Annotated in this window: 13 protein-coding genes and 3 tRNA genes; 13 read left to right on the top strand and 3 right to left on the bottom strand. The window is 61.5% G+C overall.

From position 1 onward, the window contains the following. Nucleotides 1–7: 7 nt before the first annotated feature. Nucleotides 8–2,752, top strand: coding sequence for a peroxidase family protein (locus ALTER154_RS13625; RefSeq protein WP_160087857.1), 2,745 nt, complete (start codon nucleotides 8–10; stop codon nucleotides 2,750–2,752). An 85-nt stretch (nucleotides 2,753–2,837) separates the two neighbouring features. Here ALTER154_RS13625 and gspD read toward each other — a convergent pair whose 3' ends face one another. Next, on the bottom strand, nucleotides 2,838–4,787 hold the full coding sequence (gspD, locus tag ALTER154_RS13620; protein WP_160087855.1) for a type II secretion system secretin GspD: 1,950 nt from the start codon (nucleotides 4,785–4,787) through the stop codon (nucleotides 2,838–2,840). 4 nt (nucleotides 4,788–4,791) lie between these two features. Next, a complete protein-coding gene (locus tag ALTER154_RS13615) occupies nucleotides 4,792–5,436 on the bottom strand; it encodes a type II secretion system protein N (RefSeq protein ID WP_160087853.1) in 645 nt (214 codons plus the stop codon). 246 nt (nucleotides 5,437–5,682) lie between these two features. Here ALTER154_RS13615 and gspE point away from each other — a divergent pair, with 246 nt between their 5' ends. The 12 genes from gspE (at nucleotide 5,683) to ALTER154_RS13555 (ending at nucleotide 13,556) form a co-directional block, all read left to right on the top strand. Beyond that, a complete protein-coding gene (gspE, locus tag ALTER154_RS13610; protein ID WP_160087851.1) occupies nucleotides 5,683–7,170 on the top strand; it encodes a type II secretion system ATPase GspE in 1,488 nt (495 codons plus the stop codon). A gap of 13 nt (nucleotides 7,171–7,183) precedes the next feature. Next, nucleotides 7,184–8,401 carry a GspF family T2SS innner membrane protein variant XcpS gene (gene xcpS, locus ALTER154_RS13605; protein WP_160087849.1) on the top strand — a complete coding sequence of 406 codons (1,218 nt, stop codon included), beginning with the start codon at nucleotides 7,184–7,186 and terminating at the stop codon, nucleotides 8,399–8,401. 3 nt (nucleotides 8,402–8,404) lie between these two features. Further along, nucleotides 8,405–8,830, top strand: coding sequence for a type II secretion system major pseudopilin GspG (gspG, locus tag ALTER154_RS13600; protein WP_160087847.1), 426 nt, complete (start codon nucleotides 8,405–8,407; stop codon nucleotides 8,828–8,830). Nucleotides 8,831–8,835: 5 nt separating this feature from the next. Beyond that, complete coding sequence (gene gspH / locus ALTER154_RS13595) at nucleotides 8,836–9,375, top strand: type II secretion system minor pseudopilin GspH (RefSeq protein ID WP_160087845.1); 540 nt, start codon at nucleotides 8,836–8,838, stop codon at nucleotides 9,373–9,375. Beyond that, nucleotides 9,375–9,764: a type II secretion system minor pseudopilin GspI gene (gspI, locus tag ALTER154_RS13590; protein ID WP_160090130.1), complete on the top strand. Its 390-nt coding sequence runs from the start codon at nucleotides 9,375–9,377 to the stop codon at nucleotides 9,762–9,764. Before gspH ends, gspI begins: the two co-directional genes overlap by 1 nt. Next, nucleotides 9,761–10,456: a type II secretion system minor pseudopilin GspJ gene (gene gspJ, locus ALTER154_RS13585; RefSeq protein WP_160087843.1), complete on the top strand. Its 696-nt coding sequence runs from the start codon at nucleotides 9,761–9,763 to the stop codon at nucleotides 10,454–10,456. Before gspI ends, gspJ begins: the two co-directional genes overlap by 4 nt. Then, nucleotides 10,453–11,418 carry a type II secretion system minor pseudopilin GspK gene (gspK, locus tag ALTER154_RS13580; RefSeq protein ID WP_160087841.1) on the top strand — a complete coding sequence of 322 codons (966 nt, stop codon included), beginning with the start codon at nucleotides 10,453–10,455 and terminating at the stop codon, nucleotides 11,416–11,418. Before gspJ ends, gspK begins: the two co-directional genes overlap by 4 nt. After that, complete coding sequence (gene gspL / locus ALTER154_RS13575) at nucleotides 11,415–12,551, top strand: type II secretion system protein GspL (RefSeq protein ID WP_160087839.1); 1,137 nt, start codon at nucleotides 11,415–11,417, stop codon at nucleotides 12,549–12,551. The genes gspK and gspL overlap by 4 nt, the downstream gene beginning before the upstream one ends. Next, nucleotides 12,548–13,069, top strand: a complete 522-nt coding sequence (locus tag ALTER154_RS13570) for a type II secretion system protein M (protein WP_160087837.1) — start codon at nucleotides 12,548–12,550, stop codon at nucleotides 13,067–13,069. The genes gspL and ALTER154_RS13570 overlap by 4 nt, the downstream gene beginning before the upstream one ends. A gap of 125 nt (nucleotides 13,070–13,194) precedes the next feature. Beyond that, a tRNA-Val gene (locus ALTER154_RS13565) sits at nucleotides 13,195–13,270 on the top strand. Between the two features lie 33 nt (nucleotides 13,271–13,303). Continuing rightward, nucleotides 13,304–13,380, top strand: a tRNA-Asp gene (locus ALTER154_RS13560). 99 nt (nucleotides 13,381–13,479) lie between these two features. Next, a tRNA-Asp gene (locus tag ALTER154_RS13555) sits at nucleotides 13,480–13,556 on the top strand. A gap of 288 nt (nucleotides 13,557–13,844) precedes the next feature. Here ALTER154_RS13555 and ALTER154_RS13550 read toward each other — a convergent pair. Next, nucleotides 13,845–14,885, bottom strand: a complete 1,041-nt coding sequence (locus tag ALTER154_RS13550) for an AraC family transcriptional regulator (protein WP_372239929.1) — start codon at nucleotides 14,883–14,885, stop codon at nucleotides 13,845–13,847. Nucleotides 14,886–14,982: the final 97 nt, after the last annotated feature.

The raw sequence follows: 14,982 nt of genomic DNA, 5'->3' as shown, positions 1-14,982 counted from the left end.
ATTAGCCATGTCGGTATGGGTCACTTGGCCAGCTTTGACCAAGCTGGGAACGTTGGGCGTAGTCTCCGGACTACTGGTGCTGGCGGTTGAACGCCAGGCGTTGTTCGAGAACAACCTCTTCGATGTTGAAAACTACGCCGGCTACAACGCCAACATCACCTGTGATGCGCGCAGCCAGGCGGCTCGTACTGAAGACGGTACCTGCAACATTCTCAGTAACCCGGCCGAGGGTTCGGTGTATCGGCGCTTTGGCCGTAACGTCAACCCGGCGGTGACCCAGGGCGAAACCACCACCTTGCTTAGCCCCAACCCGCGTGAAGTGAGTAACAGCCTGATGGCGCGCGATGAATTCAAGCCGGCGCCGAGCCTGAACTTTATCGCCGCCGCCTGGATTCAATTTATGGTGCACGACTGGTTCGACCACGGCCCGAATGCCGACGCCGACCCGATCCAGTTCCCGCTGCCCCCGGGCGATGTGCTGGGCAGCGGCAGTATGTCGGTCAAGCGCACTCAACCGGACCCGAGCCGCAGCAGCAGTGACGCCGGCAAACCGCAAACCTATCGCAACCACAACACCCACTGGTGGGACGGCTCGCAGCTATATGGCAGCAGCAAGGAAACCAACGACAAGGTGCGCTCGTTTGTCGACGGCAAGCTCAAGGTCAACGCCAACGGTACTTTGCCCACTGAGCTGCTCAGCGGTAAACCGGTCACCGGGTTCAACGAAAACTGGTGGTTGGGCCTGAGCATGCTGCATCAGCTGTTCACCCTCGAACACAACGCCATCGCCAGTAAGCTCAAGCAGAAGTACCCGGCGCAGAGCGACCAGTGGCTGTATGACCGCGCACGCCTGATCAACTCGGCGCTGATGGCCAAGATCCACACCGTGGAGTGGACCCCAGCGGTGATTGCCAACCCAATCACCGAACGCGCCATGTATTCCAACTGGTGGGGCCTGCTCGGCCAGGGCGGCCCGCGTGACGACTTCCAGGCCGAAGTGCGCATGCTGCAGGCGGACCTGGCACGCTCCGATTCCTTCGTCAAACGCATCCTCGGTTTCGACCCGAACGTGGCGCCGGGCGTTGGTAACAGTGCCATCGACCATGCCCTGACCGGCATCGTCGGCTCCACCGCGCCGAACAACTACGGCGTGCCGTTCACCCTCACCGAAGAGTTTGTCGCGGTGTACCGCATGCACCCGCTGATGCGCGACAACGTGCAGGTGTATGACATCGGCTCGAATCAGGTTTCGCGCACCATCGCACTGCAGAACACCCGTGACCGCGACGCCGAAAATCTGCTCAACGACGAGCGCCCGGAGCGCCTGTGGTACTCCTTCGGCATCACCAATCCGGGTTCGCTGACGCTGAACAACTACCCGAACTTCTTGCGTAACCTGTCGATGCCGCTGGTGGGTGATATCGACCTGGCCGCCATAGATGTGTTGCGTGACCGTGAGCGTGGCGTGCCGCGCTATAACGAGTTCCGCCGACAGATCGGCCTCAACCCGATCACCAAGTTCGAGGACCTGACCAAGGATGCCGCGACCCTGGCCGAGCTCAAGCGTCTGTATAACAACGACATCGAGAAAATCGACACCCTGGTCGGTCAGTTGGCGGAAACCGTACGTCCTGATGGCTTTGCCTTCGGTGAAACGGCATTCCAGATATTTATCATGAACGCCTCGCGCCGCCTGATGGCTGACCGCTTCTACACCAAGGATTACCGTCCGGAGGTGTACACCCAGGAAGGGATCGACTGGGTCGAACACACCACCATGGTGGATGTGCTGCGTCGGCATAACCCGCAGCTGCAAGCCAGCTTGGCCGGCGTGGAAAACGCCTTCAAACCCTGGGGGCTGAATATTCCGGCGGACTACGAAAGCTGGCCTGGGGCCAACAAGCAGGAAAACCTTTGGGTCAACGGCGCGCTGCGCACCCAGTATGCGGCGGACAAACTGCCAGCGTTGCAGCCGGTGAATGTTGGCGGGTTGATCGGCTCAATCCTCTGGAACAAGGTCAAGGTGCGCAGCGACGTGGCCCCGACCGGTTATGAGAAGCCGATTCATCCGCATGGTGTGATGGCCAAGGTCAAGTTCGTCGCGGTGCCCAATAACCCCTACAGCGGTCTGTTCCAGGGCTCTGACAGCGGCCTGCTGCGGCTGTCGGTTACCGGTGATCCGGCGGATCGTGGTTTCGCACCGGGGCTGGCGTGGAAGGCCTTTGTCGATGGCAAGCCGTCGGAGAACGTGTCCGCGCTGTACACCCTGAGCGGGCAGGGCGCTAACCATAACTTCTTCGCCAACGAGCTGTCGCAGTACGTGGTGCCGGAAGCCAATGACACCCTGGGCACCACCATCCTGTTCTCCGCGGTGAGCCTCAAACCGACGTTGCTGCTGCTCAACGACCTGGCAGAAGTCACCCAGGCAGGCGCCGCCGTGGCTAAACCCAAAGCGCCGACGCAGATTTACTTTGTGCCGCGCACCGAGCTGCGTAATCGTTTCGCCAGCACAGCCCATGACTTCCGTTCGGACCTGCTGACCCTGAATGCCGGCACCAAGGTCTACGACGTGTATGCCACCTCGATGGAGATCAAAAGTTCGATCATTCCATCCATCAGCCGCAACTACGCCGCACAACGGCGCAACAGTGCGGTGAAGATTGGCGAGATGGAACTGACCTCAGCCTTTATTGCGTCTAACTTCGGTGACAGCGGTGTGTTCTTCAAGCATCAGCGTAACGAAGATAAGTAAGGATTCATCGCGGTAAACAAAAAGGCCTCGGTATCCACCGAGGCCTTTTTTATTGCTATGTCGCCTGATGACGTACCCGTAACCATCACTCGCGCAGGTCGATCGCCTCAGGAGTGTTCTGGTCAAACAGCTGCACAGGGTCGCGCGGCAAAATGCCAGGATGGTAGTCCTCACGTACGTCGCCCAGTACCCGGATATCGCTGTATTTCTTCCCGGACAACGCCGCCAGGCCTGCGCCATCGCGCACCACTGTTGGACGCAGGAAGACCATCAGGTTGCGCTTGATGCGGGTTTCCTTGGTTGAGCGGAACAGTGCGCCTACCAGCGGAATATCGCCGAGCAGTGGCACCTTGGAGTCAGCCTGGGTCACGTCATCCTGAATCAATCCGCCGAGCACGATAACCTGCCCGTTTTCGGCAAGGATAGTGCTCTTGATCGAGCGCTTGTTGGTAATCAGGTCGACGGCATTGACGCCCTGACTGGTGGGGGCAATGGAGGAAATTTCCTGCTCAATTTCCAGGCGCAGGTTGGCGCCTTCGTTGATGTGAGGGGTAACTTTCAGGGTCACGCCGATGTCCTGGCGTTCGATGGTGGTGAAGGGGTTGTCCGCGCCCGAACCGCTGGTGGTAAAGGAGCCGGTCTGGAAGGGGACGTTCTGCCCGACCAGAATTTCCGCTTTCTGGTGATCCAGCGTCAGCAAGCTGGGCGTGGACAGTAGATTGCTTTTGCTATTTGCCGACAGCGCAGTAATTAGCACCCCGAAACTGTCTGTGCCCAGGCCGATGATTGCGCCATCCGGCAGGTTGGCCAGGGTGTTGTTATCTGTATCGCTGCCGCTGTCCTGAATGGCTTGTAATACACGTCCCACAGACAATCCGGTGCCGCTGAAGTTGGTTCCGCCCAGGCCACCGGTACTGCCGCGGCCATCCACGGCCCACTGCACACCGAGGGCGTCGGTGATATCGCCTGAGACTTCGACAATCGCTGCTTCGACCATAACCTGAGCGCGTGGCACATCCAGCTGGCGCACGATGTCTTCCAGGGTCGCCACCACATCAGGTTCGGCCAGCAGCACCAGTGCGTTGAGGCTCTCGTCGGCGCGGATCAGGATGGTCTGCGGCTTGCCAGTGGTTTCACCACCGGTTTCAGGTTTGAGTTTTTCGGAAATCTCGCCGAGGGTTTCCGCCAGGCTCTTGGCATCACCATGACGCAGGCGAATCACGCGGGTATTGGCCGAACGGCTGGTGCGGGTGTCTAGCGACTGTGCAAGGGCCATCAACTTGGCCCGTGCGGCCGGCGGGCCGAGCAGAATCAGGCGGTTGGTGCGGCCGTCGGCAATCACCTGAGTACCGGACGCGCCCTTGGCTTGGCCACGGTCTACGGCATTGCGCAGCACTTCGGCGGTGTCCATGACCCAGGCGTGTTGCAGGTTGAGCACGCTGTAGTCGTTTTGGCCTTTCTGGTCGAGCTGACGCAGCAGGTCTTCGATGCGTTCAATATTGGCCGTACGGTCGCTGATGATGATGGCGTTGGCGCTGCTGATCGCCGCCAGGTGGCCGTACTGCGGCACCAGTGGGCGGATCAGCGGAATCAGTTCGGTGGCCGAGCCATGCTGGACCTGAATCAGCCTGGTTTCCAGGCGGTCTGGTGCGTTGCGCCCGGCGTCCGCATCGGCCTTGGCCTCGGCGTTGGGGACGATACGCGCCTGGTCGCCCTGGGTGATCACGCTGAAGCCGTGGGTGGCCATCACCGAGAGAAACAGTTGATACACCTCAGTTAGTGTCAACGGGCTGTTGGACACCACGCTGACCTGGCCCTTGACCCGTGGGTCGACGACGAAGGTCTGCCCGCTGATCTGCGCGACCTGGTCGATAAACTCACGAATATCGGCACCCTTGAGGTTGATGGTCCAGCTTTCTTCCTGCTGGCTGGCGCTGGGCGCTACAGCAGTAACGGCAGCACTCAGTGGCAGCGAGCTGAAGGCAAGGCCGGCGGCCAGCAGGGCGAAGGTGAGGCGCGAGAGAGTCGGAGTCATCGTGTCAGTTGGTTTCCAAGGGCTGTTCGGTGGATTCTGCAGTGCCCGGCAGTGTGCTGGAGTCCTGCATCTGCTGGCGCAACGCATCCATGCGTTCACGTAATTGGCTCAGGTCGTCGGATTCCATTTCGCTGAGCTGCTCAAGTGGGTCCGCCACGGCCTCAGGGGTATTGCTCTGCAGGCTGCCGGTGCTCGAGTTATTCAGCGGGAAGCTAAGGCTTTCGCGGCGGCCATTGCGCAGCAGTTCAACGTGCTCGGCAGCTACAGCATGCAGGCGCACACCGCTGCTGATCTCGCTGTTAAGGGTGTAGCGCTGGGCGGTGCTGCCTTCACTGCGAATAATCGCGGTGGAGCGCTGTGGATCGGCATGTACAAAACTGCCAAGCAGGGTTAGGCGCAGGTTGGTACTGGGTGCTGGACTGTCGCTGGTTGCGCTGCTGGTGCCAAATAGCTGGCCGATTTCAGTAGGCTGTACAGCGGTTTGCACGGTGGTGGCCGAAGTGTCATTCGCACTGATCGGGGTGCGCAGCAGGCGCAGCCAATCGGCACTTTGCCAGGCAAGGCTAACGCTCATGGCGATCACCAGCGCAGAGCCCACCAGAGTGGTGGCATGGCGCTGCAGCCAGCGTTGGGAGGCCAAAAGGGGCAAGGGGCGTCACTCCGGAACTTATTATTATGTGGCGTGGATCGCGCGCTGATCATAGACACTTGCCGGGCATTTGGCAGCCCCCCGTTGGGGTAGTGTGTCGATCCGCTCAATGTGCTAAAGATAGTGCGCTGTTTTCATGCTGTTTCCGCCAACTTACAACAATTAATTCACAGAACCCTGGCTAGCTGTCCTGCGTTTGGCGCCTGTTGCGTGGTGTCGGGTTATTGTGACAAAGGCATGTTACGAATGAATGCGCTGCTTATCGAAGTGCCCTTACGGCGTTTGCCCTTCAGCTTTGCCAAGCGCCATGGTGTGGTGCTGTTAAGCGTTGAGGGTGCATCCAGCCTGGTTTATCGCCCAGGCGTCGAACTGGTGGCGCTGAGCGAGGCGCAGCGTTTTGTCGGTGCACAGCTGCCGTTGCAGGCGCTGTCGGCAGAGGCCTTCGAGCAGGCCCTGGCCAAGGCCTATCAGCATGATTCAGCCTCAATGCAGCTGGCCGAGGACATCGGCGGCAGCCTGGACTTGGCGGCATTGGCCGAGCAGGTGCCGGAAACCGAAGACCTGCTGGAGCAGGAGGACGACGCGCCGATCATCCGCCTGATTAACGCCATCCTCGGCGAGGCGATCAAGGAAAACGCCTCGGACATCCACCTGGAAACCTTCGAAAAACGCTTAGTCGTGCGCTTCCGGGTGGACGGCATTCTGCGTGAAGTGTTGGAGCCCAAGCGCGAACTGGCGGCGTTATTGGTCTCGCGGATCAAGGTCATGGCGCGGCTGGATATCGCTGAAAAGCGCATCCCGCAGGATGGCCGTATTTCCCTGAAAGTCGGTGGCCGCGAGGTCGACGTGCGGGTTTCGACCCTGCCATCGGCCAATGGCGAGCGCGTGGTGCTGCGTTTGCTGGATAAACAAGCCGGCCGTCTCAACCTGCAACACTTGGGCATGAGCCCGCGTGACCGCGATCAGATGGAAGCCACCGTGCGCAAGCCCCACGGCATTCTGCTGGTCACCGGGCCTACCGGTTCGGGTAAGACCACCACGCTGTACGCCAGCCTGGTCAGCCTGAATGACCGCACACGCAATATCCTCACCGTCGAAGACCCCATCGAATATCACCTCGAAGGCATCGGCCAGACCCAAGTTAACTCCAAGGTCGATATGACCTTTGCCCGTGGCCTGCGCGCGATCCTGCGTCAGGACCCGGACGTGGTGATGGTTGGCGAGATTCGCGACAAGGAAACCGCCGAAATTGCCGTGCAGGCCTCGTTGACCGGTCACCTGGTGCTCTCGACCCTGCACACCAACAGCGCCATCGGCGCGATTACCCGTCTGGTGGACATGGGCATTGAGCCGTTCCTGCTGTCATCATCCTTGCTTGGCGTGCTGGCTCAGCGCCTGGTGCGGGTGCTCTGTCCGCATTGCAAAGAGGCCTACCAGGCCGATGAAGCCGAGTGCAAATTGCTCGGCGTGCCGTTCGCACAGCCACCGACGCTGTATCACGCCCGCGGCTGCGCCGAGTGCCATCAGCAGGGCTACCGCGGCCGTACCGGTATCTACGAGCTGGTGGTGTTCGATGACCACCTGCGTACCCTGATTCACAACGCCGCCTCCGAGCAGGACATGACTCGCCACGCCCGCAGCCTCGGCCCGAGCATTCGTGAGGATGGCCGACGCAAGGTGCTGGAAGGCGCGACCACGGTTGAGGAAGTGCTGCGCGTGACTCGCGAAGAATGAGCGGGGAAGAATAATGGCCGCGTTCGAATACCTCGCCCTCGACGGCAAAGGTCGCCAGCAGAAAGGCGTGCTGGAAGCCGACAGCGCGCGTCAGGTGCGGCAGATTCTGCGTGAACGGCAACTGGCGCCGCTGGATGTGAAGGCCACGCGCACCCGTGAACATGTTGGTGCAGGCTCGCATTTCAGTTTTGCTCGGGGTATTTCCGCCCGCGATCTGGCGTTGATTACCCGGCAGTTGGCGACATTGGTGCAGGCGGCCTTGCCTATTGAGGAGTCTTTGCGCGCGGCCGCCGCTCAAGCCAGTTCGCCACGTATCCAAAGCATGCTGCTGGCGGTGCGTGCGCGCGTGCTGGAAGGTCATGACTTGGCCAGTAGTCTGAAAGAATTCCCCTCGGCCTTCCCTGAGCTGTACCGCGCCACGGTGGCGGCGGGCGAGCATGCTGGCCATCTTGGCCCGGTGCTGGAGCAATTGGCCGATTACACAGAACAACGTCAGCAGTCGCGGCAGAAAATCCAGCTGGCGCTGCTCTATCCGTTGATCCTGATGTGCGCGTCCCTGCTGATCGTCGGTTTCCTGCTCGGTTATGTGGTGCCGGACGTGGTGCGCGTGTTTGTCGACTCCGGGCAAACCCTGCCGGCACTGACTCGCGGTCTGATTGCCCTGAGCGATTGGGTCAAAGGCTGGGGCTGGCTGGCGGTGATTCTCGTCATCTTTGGCGTGTTCGGCCTGCGTTGGGCGCTGCGTGATGATGCAGTCAAAGCGCGCTGGCACGGCTTCTTGCTGCGTATACCGCTGGTCGGGCGCTTGATTCGTGCCACTGACTGCGCACGTTTTGCTTCGACCCTGGCCATTCTGACCCGCAGCGGCGTACCGCTAGTTGAAGCCCTGGGCATTGGTGCGCAGGTAATCGCCAACCGGGTGATCCGCGCTGACGTGGTGATTGCCGCGCAAAAGGTCCGCGAGGGCGGCAGCCTGACCCGCGCGCTGGAAGCCAGCGGCCAGTTTCCGCCAATGATGCTGCACATGATCGCCAGCGGTGAGCGCTCCGGCGAACTGGACCAGATGCTGGCACGCACCGCGCGCAATCAGGAAAACGATTTGGGTGCCCAGGTGGCGCTGCTGGTGGGGCTGTTCGAGCCCTTTATGCTGGTCTTTATGGGGGCGGTGGTGCTGGTGATCGTACTGGCCATTCTGCTGCCGATTCTGTCTCTCAATCAATTGGTGGGGTAAGCAGTGAACAAGCGTCAATCCGGTTTTACGCTGATCGAAATCATGGTGGTGGTGGTGATTCTCGGCATCCTCGCCGCTTTGGTGGTGCCGCAGGTGATGAGCCGGCCCGATCAGGCCAAGGTCACCGTGGCCAAGGGCGATATCAAGGCTGTAGCGGCCGCGCTGGATATGTACAAGCTGGATAACCATGCCTACCCCAGCACCCAGCAGGGGTTGGAAGCGCTGGTGAAGAAACCTTCTGGCAACCCGCAGCCGAAAAACTGGAACCGCGACGGTTACCTCAAGCGCCTGCCGGTCGATCCGTGGGGCAACGTCTACCAATACTTGGCGCCGGGCACCAAGGGTGCTTTCGACCTGTATTCCTTGGGCGCCGACGGCAAGGAAGGCGGTAGCGATCAGGATACCGATATCGGTAACTGGGACCTCTGATCCCCATGCGCCAGCAACCGAGCCAGGCTGGGGGCTTTACCCTGATCGAACTGCTGGTGGTGCTGGTGATTCTCGGCAGCCTGATCGGTATTGCGGTGCTCAGCGTGGGCATCGCCGGTCCGGGGCGCGAGTTGCATAACGAAGCCGAACGGCTGGCCGGGTTGATTGGTGTACTGGCCGAGGAAGCGGTGCTGGATAACCAGGAGTACGGCCTGCTGCTCAGTCGCGAGGCCTATCAGGTGCTGCGCTACGACTCGGCGAAACAGAGTTGGAAGGCCTTGTCGGCCAAGCCGCATAAGCTGCCGGGCTGGGCCGAGCTGAGTGTCGAGCTGGAAGGTGCGGCGCTGGAGCTGCCGCTGCCAGAGGGCGAAGAATCCAGCAAAGGCGCACTGACGCCGCAGTTGTTGTTTCTGTCGAGCGGCGAGATCAGTCCGTTTCGTTTGCGCTTGGCCGAGCGCCGCGCCGATGGACTGCGCCTGCAATTGGTCAGCGATGGTTTCCAGCTGCCCAAGGTTGAGAGCGAGCTGCCGGCAGGGCGCAAATGATGAGACGCGCGGGCGGTTTTACCCTGCTTGAGGTGCTGGTTGCTTTGGCAATTTTCGCGCTGGTCGCCGCCAGCGTGCTGACCGCCACCGCGCGCAGCCTGCAAACCGCCTCGCGCCTGGAAGAAAAGACCCTGGCCATGTGGATCGCCGACAACCAGCTGGCGGAGTTGCAGTTGTCGAAGACTCCGGTTGCTGATGGCCGCGACCAGGGCGAGGTGGATTTCGCCGGGCGGCGCTGGCAATGGCAAAGCGAGGTGCTGGCCACCAGTGAGGCAGATATGCGCCGCGTCACCCTGTGGGTCGCGCCCGCAGAGCAGGGGCGTTTAGGCGGTGATGTGCGTGAGCGCGCATTGGTCAGCCTGAATGGTTTTCTCGGGGTGCTGCAATGAGGGGCGCGCGCGGTTTTACCCTGCTTGAATTGCTGATCGCCATCGCCATCTTTGCCCTGCTGGGGCTTGGCACCTACCGCATGCTCGACAGCGTGCTGCAAACTGACAGGGTCACCCGTGACCATGAACTGCAACTGCGCGAGCTGGTGCGCGCCATGGCCGCATTCGAGCGCGATGTGTTGCAGGTGCAGGCCCGGCCCACGCGTGATCCATTTGGTGATCCGCGCGCCGCGTTGCTCGGCGAAGACCTCGATAACCCTGCCCTGGAACTGACTCGCAGCGGCTGGCGCAATCCCCTCGGGCAGCCGCGTTCTGGCCTGCAGCGCGTGCGCTGGCAACTCAGTGGTGAGCAATGGCAGCGTCAGTACTGGACGGTGCTGGATCAAGCGCAGGACAGCCAGCCGCAGGTGCAGCAGGCGCTGGATGGGGTGACCCGACTGCAACTGCGCTATCTGGATCAGGAGGGTGCCTGGCAGACCAGTTGGCCGCCGTTGGGCAATAACCCGGATGATGCGCTCAAGTTGCTACCGCAGGCCGTTGAACTGGTGCTGGAGCATCGTCGTTATGGCGAGTTGCGCCGTCTGCTGCGTTTGCCAGAAGGCTTGCCGGAGCGCTTGCAGCAAGCACCCGAGCCGAGCCCGGACGATCCCGCCGAGCCTGGCGGCGATATTCCCGAGGAGCCGCGCTCATGAGTCGGCAACGCGGCATGGCGCTGATTACCGTGTTGCTGGTGGTAGCGGTGGTCACTGTGGTCAGCGCCGGGATTATCGCCCGTCAGCAACTGTCGATCCGCAGCAGCGCTAATCAGCTGCATGTGCGCCAGGCCTGGCAGTACGCCCTGGGTGGCGAGACCCTGGCCAAGGCCATTCTGCAGCGCGACCTGCGCGAAGGTGACCCGCGTGCGCCGGTGGATCATCCGGGCGAGGCCTGGGCCAAAGCCCGAGCGCCCTTTGCCCTGGATGAGGGCGGCGCCTTGCGGGTGCAGATCACCGATCTGACCGCACGTTTCAACCTCAACAGCTTGCTGCGTCAGGGCCAGCCTAATGAGGCCGCCGTGGCGCAATTTCGTCGTCTGCTGCTGGGGTTGCAGATCGAAGCGCCTTACGCCGAGCGGCTGCTCGATTGGCTGGATGCCGACGATCAGCCAGGCGGCGGTTACGGTGCGGAAGACAATCAGTACCTGCTCGCGCAGCCACCTTATCGCGCAGGCAACCGCGAGTTGAAGGATGTCTCCGAGCTGCGCCTGTTGCTGGAAATGACCGAGGCGGATTACCAGCGCCTGGCGCCCTATGTCAGCGCCTTGCCGGCGGATGCCACGCTCAACGTCAATACCGCTAGTGCGCGGGTATTGGCCAGCGTGGCTGAAGGGTTGCCGCTGAGTACTGCTCAGGGCCTGGTCGCCGCGCGGGGCAGTGAGGGCTATCGTGATTTACCGAGCTTTACTGCGCAGCTAAGCGGCTTGCAGGTGCAGAGCCAAGGGTTGGCTGTGGGTAGTCAATATTTTCAGGTGCTCAGCGAGGTCACTGTGGGTGAGCGCCGTCAGGTTTTACGCAGCACTTTGCAGCGCGCCAGCGATGGCAAGTTGTATGTTCTAGCCCGTGATTTGGGGCAGGGCGGTATGCCGCCGGCGCCCGTTGAGGAAGTCGAACCATGAGTCAGACCTATGTATTTCTGCCTCCCGCCGCCTGTGCTGGCGTGCAGGCGGATCTACCCGTGCAGAGGGTGGCCGACGGGGTAAGTGAAACCCTGGCGTTTGATGACGCGCAGATGCAGCTTGGCACTAGCTGGACCCTGGTCCTGCCCGTTGAGGCGGTAACGGCCTGCGCGGTTAACCTGCCGACGCGCAAAGCCCGCTGGCTGCGTCAGGCGTTGCCGTTTGCGGTGGAAGAGCTGCTTGCCGAAGAAGTCGAACTGATGCACCTGGCGTTGGGCGAGCAATTGGCCGATGGTCGCCATCGGGTGTTTGCCGTGCGCCGCAGCTGGTTGGCCGGCTGGCTGGCGTTGTGCCCCACAGCGCCGCAGGCGATTGTGGTGGATGCCGATCTGTTGCCCGGGCCGGGTACTGCGCTCTTGCCGCTGCATGGCCGCTGGTTGCTGGGCGGCGAAAATGTCTCGCAAATGGCGCTGCAGGCGCAGGACTGGCCGCAGCTGAGCCCCTTGTGTGTGCAACCGCAGGTGGCCTGGTGTGATTCTCAGCATCAAGCGCCACAGCCGGTGGATGAACGCATGGCGGTGACTGAGCCCTTTGTTTGGCTCGCTCAACAGCCGCTGCGCAACAACCTGGCCCAGGGCGAGTTCGCCGTGCAAAGCAGTAATGGCCACTGGCAACGCTGGCGGCCCTTGCTGGGGCTGGTCGGCATGTGGCTGGTGCTGCAGTGGGGCTTCAATCTGGCGCAGGGCTGGCACCTGCAGCGTCAGGCCGATGAATACGCTGCCGCCAGCGCCGCGTTGTACAAGGAGCTGTTCCCGCAGGACAGCAAGCTGGTCAACCTGCGTGCGCAGTTTGATCAGCATCTGCAGGCAGGCGCGGGCAGTGGGCAAACCCGCTTGCTCGGCTTGCTCGCCCAGGTCAGCGGCGCGTTGGCTGCTGAGGGCGGCCAGGTGCAGATCAGTCAGGTGGATTTCAGTGAGGTGCGTGGCGATCTGGCCATGCAGGTACAGGCTGCCGGCTTTGCCGAACTGGAGCGTCTGCGTGAGCGCTTGCAAGAAACTGGCTTGGCGGTGCAGTTGGGCTCAGCCAGCCGTGAAGGCAGTGGCGTCAGCGCGCGCGTGGTGATCGGAGGATGAGCATGGTTCCGCAAGGCAAAGGCTTTACCGCGCAATTGGATAATTCGCTGTTGCTGCAGCGCTGGCGTGCTCTGGCGCCGCGTGAGCAGTTCTCGCTTGGTAGTCTTGGGGCGTTTCTGCTGCTGGTGTTGCTCTACCTGACACTCTGGCAACCGACGCAGGAGCGCCTGGCCGCTGCGCGCAATGCGTTTGAAACGCAGCGCGAGTTGAATGCCTACCTGCATAGCCAGGCGCCGGCGGCGCGCAACTTGGCCAGTACCCCGCAGCAGGCGATTGATCCGGAGCGGCTGCAAGGCATGGTCACGGCCACGGCGGCAACCCAGGGGTTGACCATCGAGCGTTTGGACAACGCCGGCGACGGCGCCGTGCAGCTCAATCTGCAGCCGGCGCCTTTTGCCCAGTTGCTGCGCTGGTTCACAGTGCTACAGGAGCAGGGCGTGCAAATCGCTGAAGCCGGGTTAGATCGTGCTGAGGACAATAAAGTGGCTGCCCGGCTCAGCCTGCGGGTGGCGCAATAATGGTGCGGCGTGCCCTGCGATAGCACCTGGCAAGGGCAGCGTTTTTTGCACTTTTTTAGAAAAACTTGAAGCAGGGTGTTGACTTAGGTGCGGCCCTTGCGTAAATTTCGCGCCTCGCAAGCAGCGGGTGATTAGCTCAGCTGGGAGAGCATCTGCCTTACAAGCAGAGGGTCGGCGGTTCGATCCCGTCATCACCCACCACTCTTGTGAAACCGGACGAAAGTCCACCGACGCGCAGCGGTAGTTCAGTCGGTTAGAATACCGGCCTGTCACGCCGGGGGTCGCGGGTTCGAGTCCCGTCCGCTGCGCCATATTTTCCAGTTTGAGTTCGCTCAAGCTGAGATGAAGAAGACCTAAAGGCTGCTTCGTCAGACGAAGCAAGAGTTGTACGGACGAAAGTCCACCGACATGCAGCGGTAGTTCAGTCGGTTAGAATACCGGCCTGTCACGCCGGGGGTCGCGGGTTCGAGTCCCGTCCGCTGCGCCATATAGGAAGCCCGCTGATAGCGATATCAGCGGGTTTTTTATTGCCTGCAATTCCTTGTCATGCGTCGCTAGAGCTGTCGCGCGACAACCTGTCATCTTGCGTTCATCTGCCTGCTCTAGCTTGATTGGCATGTTCTTTGTTTATGCAATGAGCAGTCGCTGACATATCGAGTGGGAGGAATAGGCAATGGACGATTATCAAGAAGAGCTGCTGGAAGCGCGCGCCACCGAGCAGGATGTGCCGGAGCGCGACGAAGACGCCACTGAGCTCTGATCTGTTTTAGCGCTGCTAGAGCGCCCGGCGCTGCTCGCGGCGGTATTCGCCTGGGGTTTGCTGATTCCAGCGTTTGAACGCGCGCTGGAAGGCTTCGGCTGAGGCAAAGCCGAGCAGGTAGGCTATTTCACCGAAGGCCAGTTCGGTGTCGCGGATATAGGCCATGGCCAGGTCGCGGCGGGTGTCGTTGAGAATGCTGCGAAACTGCGTGCCTTCCTCGGCCAGCTTGCGCCGCAGGGTCCAGGTCGGTAGCTGCAGGCGCGCGGCTACTTCGGCGAGGTCTGGTTCGCGGCCGTGCAGCAGTGGGCCGAGCAACTGAGTAATGCGCTCGCGCAGGTTGCGGGTGCGGGTCAGCTGCGTGAGTTCCCGTTCACAGATTTCCAGCAGGTGCCGCCAGGTGCTTGGGCAGTGCTCCGGGTTGCATAGGTTCAAGCTTTGCTGGCTCAGGCGCAGCTGGTTGTGTTCACTCGCAAATTCCACCGGGCAGGCAAACAGCGCGGTGTATTGCACCGCATAGTCAGGTGCAGGAAATTCGATCTGCACTTTCTCCACGGGCAGGGCCTGTTGCGCCAACTTGCACAGTTGCTGTGCCCAGCTGGCCAGCACTGAGTCGACCACGAAGCGGTTGTAAGCGTTGTATGGGCTGATCGAATAGAAGCGCAGCCAGGCGCCCTGAGCGTCTTCATGCAGACTGGATTGGCCACGGTAGTTGCTGGCATACAGCGGCTCAAAGCGAATCAGCGCGCGCGCCGCTTCCCGCACGGTCGGTGCCTGCATCGCCGTCACACCTGCCAGGCCCAGTTGGCTCAGGCGGCTGGTTTGCCCCATCAGCAGGCCCAGGCCGGGTTCGCTGCATTGCTGGATGGCACTATGGCCCAGGCGCATATAACGCGGAATCGACAGCCGTGCGCGCGGCTCGGCCAGGCGTGCGGCATCCAGGCCATAACTGTCGAGCAGCGGTTGTGGGTCCTCGGCGCAATGGCGCATGGCGTCGGCCAGGCTGTCGACAAACCCTACCGACAGGTCACCGAGTTTGACCCGTGTGCTTTTCAGCATTGCGTCGTTATCCCGACTGCGCCCAATCGTGTTGGGCATTTAGACAAGGCCGCCAGGGTAGGCAGACGTATGGGTTTTGCCAAGAGCTGCTGCTCTT

Source organism: Pseudomonas sp. 9AZ (assembly GCF_902506525.1).
Lineage (GTDB): Bacteria > Pseudomonadota > Gammaproteobacteria > Pseudomonadales > Pseudomonadaceae > Aquipseudomonas > Aquipseudomonas peli.
Note: the sequence above shows the minus strand (reverse complement) of the source record. Positions and strands in the feature narration are given on the sequence as shown.

Coding starts and splice junctions, on each gene's coding strand:
- ALTER154_RS13570 (WP_160087837.1), top strand. CDS start 12,548: ATGAGCATGGTTCCGCAAGGCAAAGGCTTTACCGCGCAATTGGATAAT.
- gspL (WP_160087839.1), top strand. CDS start 11,415: ATGAGTCAGACCTATGTATTTCTGCCTCCCGCCGCCTGTGCTGGCGTG.
- ALTER154_RS13625 (WP_160087857.1), top strand. CDS start 8: ATGTCGGTATGGGTCACTTGGCCAGCTTTGACCAAGCTGGGAACGTTG.
- gspK (WP_160087841.1), top strand. CDS start 10,453: ATGAGTCGGCAACGCGGCATGGCGCTGATTACCGTGTTGCTGGTGGTA.
- gspD (WP_160087855.1), bottom strand. CDS start 4,787: ATGACTCCGACTCTCTCGCGCCTCACCTTCGCCCTGCTGGCCGCCGGC.
- gspI (WP_160090130.1), top strand. CDS start 9,375: ATGAGACGCGCGGGCGGTTTTACCCTGCTTGAGGTGCTGGTTGCTTTG.
- gspH (WP_160087845.1), top strand. CDS start 8,836: ATGCGCCAGCAACCGAGCCAGGCTGGGGGCTTTACCCTGATCGAACTG.
- gspJ (WP_160087843.1), top strand. CDS start 9,761: ATGAGGGGCGCGCGCGGTTTTACCCTGCTTGAATTGCTGATCGCCATC.
- xcpS (WP_160087849.1), top strand. CDS start 7,184: ATGGCCGCGTTCGAATACCTCGCCCTCGACGGCAAAGGTCGCCAGCAG.
- ALTER154_RS13550 (WP_372239929.1), bottom strand. CDS start 14,885: ATGCTGAAAAGCACACGGGTCAAACTCGGTGACCTGTCGGTAGGGTTT.
- gspE (WP_160087851.1), top strand. CDS start 5,683: ATGAATGCGCTGCTTATCGAAGTGCCCTTACGGCGTTTGCCCTTCAGC.